The following is a 3897-nucleotide window of genomic DNA, read 5'->3' as shown; positions in this document are numbered from 1 at the left end:
CGTGACCCCGCAGAAGCGGATCGAGGCCGCGCAACTCGCCCGTACGGGCAAAGCGTTCGACCTGGGCATGGCATTCGACAGCAACGGGCCTTTCAAGTCCGGGGGTTTCCGCAACAACCCGATCCATGTCATGACGCTGCTGCCGTCCGACACCGGGTTCGCCCAGGACGGTCTGATCTCCGCCGACGACATGATCGTCACCGGTCTGCAGGCCGCCACCCAGTGGGACGGGCTGGCGCACGCGGGCTACGGCGGCACCTTCTACAACAACGTGCCGGCCGCCGCGGTCAACAACTTCCAGGGCGCCAGCCGCAACTCGTTCCACAAGGCCGTCGACCGGCTGATCTCCCGCGGGGTCCTGCTCGACATCGCGCGGCTGAAGGGCGTGGACCGGCTGGAGGACTCGTACGAGATCACGGAGGCCGACCTGCTGTCCGCCGAGGAACGCCAGGGCGTGCGCGTCGGGTCCGGCGACATCGTGCTGCTGCGCACCGGCTCCTACCAGTGGTTCCTGGAGGGCGACCGCGAACACTTCCTCGGCAACGCCCCCGGGCCCTGCCTCGACACCTGCAACTGGCTGTACGAACGCGAGGTCGCGGCGCTCGCGATGGACAACCACTCCGGCGAGGTGTGGCCCAGTCCCGTCAAAGGCGCGACGATCCCGTTCCACCAGGTGGTGATCCGGGACATGGGCCTCACCCTCGGCGAGATGTTCAACTTCGAGGAGCTGGCCGCGGACTGCGAGAAGGACGGCGTGTGGGACATGCTGTTCTGCGCCCCGGGGTTGAAGGTGACGGGCTCCGTCGGCTCCCCCATCACTCCGATCGCCATCAAGTAGGGCCGGTCGTGCCGGAATTCGCCGAGGTGAGCGCGGGCGTACGGGCGACGATCGCCGCGCACGCCCAGGCGCAGGACGAGGGCCGTACCGAGGACATGGTCGCGCTGTACCTGCCGGACGGCGTGGTCGAGATACCCGGATTCGAGCCCCTGGTGGGTGCCGACGCCATCCGTGAGGCGTTCTCCCGTCCGGGGTGGCGGCCGGATCCGGACCGGCCGCAGCGCCACCTCGTCGGCAACACGCTCCTGACGGAGTGGGACGACCGCACGGCGAAGGCGACCAGCGACGTGGTGATGCTCGTCCGCGCCGGTTCCGCCTGGTCCGTCGCCATCGTGGCGCGGTATCACGACACGTTCGAGGAGTCGGCGGGGCGTTGGCTGCTGCGCCGCCGGGTGGACGAGTACGTCGGCGATGCGCCCTGAACCAGGGGGATCACCATGGGCCGGCGCGACCGCGTTCCCAGCGGTCGCGCCGGCCTCGTCTCAGCGCCTCGTCTCAGAGCTGGACGACGATCGTCTTCGTCGCGGTGCAGCTGTCGAGGGCCTCCACGCCTTTCTCACGGCCGTAGCCGGACTTGCGGAATCCGCCGAACGGGAGTTCCACACCGCCGCCCGCACCATAGGTGTTCACATAGACCTGGCCGGCCTCCACTTCGGCGGCGACCCGGTGTGCGCGGCTGAGGTCCCTGGTCCAGACGGCGCCGAGCAGGGCGTACTCGGTCCCGTTCGCCAGGGCGACGGCCTCCTCCTCGGTCGCGAACCGCATCGTGGTGAGCACGGGCCCGAAGATCTCCTCCTGCGCGATCGGTGACACCGGGTCCACGCCGTCGATCAGGGTCGGCATGAAGTAGGCGCCGTCCGTCATGCCTTCGGGCTCGGCCACCGACCCCCCGAAGACGACCCCGCCGGTGCCGGCGGACCGCACATAGCCGCGGACCCGGTCCTGCTGCTTGCGCGAGACGAGCGGGCCGAGGTCGGGATCGTCGAGGCCCCGGCCTATCGTCACCTCGGCGAAGTGCCCCGCGATGCGCTCCACCAGTTCGGCGTGCACGCTCTCATGGACGAGCACCCGCGACCCGGCGGAACAGGTCTGCCCGGCGTTCTGGAGGATCGCGCCCGCCGCGACCCGGGCGGCCTTCTCGACGTCGGCGTCCGGGAACACCAAGTGGGCCGACTTGCCGCCGAGTTCGAGCGTCACCGGTGACACCCGCTCGGCGGCGGCCGTGGCGACGAGGGCACCGACCCGGGTGGAGCCGACGAAGCCCAGGTGGTCGATGCCGGGATGGGCCGCCAGCGCGGCACCGGCCTCGGCACCGAGCCCGGTCACGGCGTTGAACACCCCCTGCGGCAGCCCGGCCTGCAGGGCGAGCCTGGCCACGGCCACCGCGGTCCTCGGTGTCTCGTCGGCGGGTTTCACCACGGCGCAGTTCCCGGTCGCGAGGGCGGGTGCCACCCCGCGGGCGAGCAGTTGCAGGGGATAGTTCCAGGCGAGGATGTGGCCGGTGACACCGTGGGGTTCGCGTCGCGTGTACACGTGGAGGTCGGGGCGCAGGGGCAGGCTCAGGCCGTAGTACGAGTCGATCGCCCGGCCGTAGAAACGGAAGTACCGGGCGCACACCCGGGCGTCGTTGCGCGCCTGGGTCAGGGGTTTGCCGGAGTCCTCGCTCTCCAGCCGGGCGAGTTCCTCCGACCGGCTCTCGATCAGGTCGGCCAGCCGGCACAGCAGGTCGGCGCGTTGTTCCGGTGTCGTGGTGCGCCACGCCCGCTGTGCCGCACGTGCCGAGGCGACCGCCCGGTCTATCTGCTCGGAGGTCCCTCTCGACACCTCTCCGAGCGACCGTCCGGTCGAGGGGTCGATGTTCTCGTACACCTCGGGTGTTCCGACCGGGACCCCGTCGATGAAGGACTCGGTGACCTGCCCCAAGTCGGTTGCGTCCACATCGAGTTGGCTCATTCGGGGCCTCCCGCCGCCGTGGCCGGACCACCTCGTCCGGCATGTGTGTGGTGGTTGCTGATGTGTCTGTCCGGGTTACCGATACTCGGGCCTCAGATCACGCCCTGCTCAGACAGTTCCCGGCGCCGGTCGGCGTCGAGGCCGAGCAGTCCCCCGTAGATCTCGTCGTTGTGTTCGCCGAGTGCCGGGCCCAGATGGCTGATGCCGCCCTGGGTCGCCGAGAACCGGGGCACCGGTGCCTGCACCCGCATCGCCCCGAGCTGGGCGTCCGGAACGGACGGGTAGACGTCTCTGGCCACCATGTGCGGGTCGGCGAGCAGTTGCGTGGCGTCGTAGACGGGGGCGGCGGCAACACCTGCCGCCTCGAAGACGGCCATCGCGTCGTCCAGGGTGTGGGCCACGATCCAGTCGGCCATGATCGCGTCTATCTCGGCGGCGTTCCGAAGGCGTTGCTGGGCCTCGGCGAACCTGGGGTCCTCGGTCAGTTCGGGCCGTCCCACGGCCTGGAGGGCGCGCTTGGCGATCGTGGGAGCGCTGCCGGACATGGCGAGCCAGTGTCCGTCCTTCGTGAGGTAGACATTGCGCGGTGCGCTGATGTCCCAGCGGTTGCCTGTTCTGGTGGGGACGCTGCCCAGTTGGTCGTAGGTCAGCACCGACTGTTCGAGCAGCCGTGCCAGCGGGTCGATCAGGTTGACGTCGACGAGCTGGCCGTCAGCTCCGTGCACGTCGCGGTGGTAGAGGGCCATCATCACCGCATAGGTGGCGGTCAGCCCCGCCACGCCGTCGGCGAGCATGAACGACGGGAGGGTCGGGGGGCCGTCCGGGCTGCCGGTGAGGTGGGCGAACCCGCACATCGCCTCGCCGAGGGTGCCGAATCCGGGGCGGTCGGACTTCGGCCCGCCCGCTCCGTACCCGGTGACGTGCACCATGACCAGGCGGGGGTTCTCCGCGGCGAGACTCGGATAGTCCAGGCGCCACTTGCGCAGGGTGGACGGCCGCAGGTTCAGCACCACGACGTCCGCCTCCCGGGCCAGCCGGCGCAGCAGGTCCCGTCCGGTCTCGTGGCGCAGGTTCAGCGTGACGCTCTTCTTGTTGCGGCCCACGCT

The 3897-nt window shown here is 70.3% G+C and carries 4 protein-coding genes; 2 read left to right on the top strand and 2 right to left on the bottom strand.

Annotated features, from left to right (window positions below; genetic code table 11):
- A partial coding sequence (locus KVT45_RS54685; protein ID WP_217562535.1) for a cyclase family protein occupies positions 1-838 on the top strand: 838 nt, incomplete at its 5' end.
- Positions 839-846: 8 nt separating this feature from the next.
- A complete protein-coding gene (locus KVT45_RS54680) occupies positions 847-1260 on the top strand; it encodes a nuclear transport factor 2 family protein (protein WP_217562533.1) in 414 nt (137 codons plus the stop codon).
- Positions 1261-1333: 73 nt separating this feature from the next.
- On the opposite strand, the gene KVT45_RS54675 is transcribed toward KVT45_RS54680, so the two are convergent.
- Together KVT45_RS54675 and KVT45_RS54670 are read right to left on the bottom strand one after the other, a co-directional pair.
- Positions 1334-2791, bottom strand: a complete 1458-nt coding sequence (locus KVT45_RS54675) for an aldehyde dehydrogenase family protein (protein WP_217562531.1) — start codon at positions 2789-2791, stop codon at positions 1334-1336.
- 92 nt (positions 2792-2883) lie between these two features.
- Positions 2884-3897: CaiB/BaiF CoA-transferase family protein (locus KVT45_RS54670; RefSeq protein ID WP_217562530.1), on the bottom strand; the 1014-nt coding region annotated here is incomplete at its 5' end.

The sequence above is a fragment of the Streptomyces sp. GbtcB6 genome, assembly GCF_019091475.1.
GTDB lineage: Bacteria > Actinomycetota > Actinomycetes > Streptomycetales > Streptomycetaceae > Streptomyces > Streptomyces hyaluromycini.
Note: the sequence above shows the minus strand (reverse complement) of the source record. Positions and strands in the feature narration are given on the sequence as shown.